The organism is Streptomyces sp. SP18CS02, assembly GCF_036322365.1.
Taxonomy (GTDB): domain Bacteria; phylum Actinomycetota; class Actinomycetes; order Streptomycetales; family Streptomycetaceae; genus Streptomyces.
This window is the reverse complement of record NZ_JAQYXC010000270.1, coordinates 1-495: the sequence shown is the minus strand read 5'-3', so window position 1 is coordinate 495 and position 495 is coordinate 1. Positions and strand designations below refer to the sequence as shown.

Sequence of the window (495 nt, the reverse complement as noted above, 5' to 3'; positions counted from 1 at the left end):
TTCGAGGAGCAGGCGGCGCGGACTCCCCATGCCACCGCTGTGGTTTTCGAGGGGCGGGGCATCTCGTACGGGGAGTTGAACGCTTCGGCGAATCGGCTTGCGCGTCATCTGGTGGGTTGTGGGGTGCGGCGGGGCGAGACGGTCGGTGTGCTGTTGGAGCGTGATGCCGATCTGGTGGTGGCCGTTCTGGCTGTGCTCAAGGCGGGTGCGGGTTACACGCTTTTGGATCCTGGTCTTCCTGTGGGGCGTGTGCGTGAGGTTGCCGTTCTGGCCGGTGTGGCGCGGGTGGTCACGGTGTCGCGGTCGGCGGGTCGTTGGGACGGTTCGGGGGTGCGTCCGGTCTGTGTGGATGTGGTGGCGGGGGTTGTCGCTGCGCTGGATGGTGGGGATCTGGGGCGGATTGCGGGGCCGGAGGATGTGGCGTGTGTGATGTTCACGTCGGGTTCGACGGGTGTGGCGAAGGGTGTGGTGGCTCCTCATCGGGCGATGTCGGGG

Annotated in this window: 1 protein-coding gene; it reads left to right on the top strand. The window is 67.3% G+C overall.

Features of this window, described 5'->3' with window-relative positions:
• A partial coding sequence (locus PUR26_RS10740; protein WP_329871544.1) for an AMP-binding protein occupies nt 1–495 on the top strand: 495 nt, incomplete at both ends.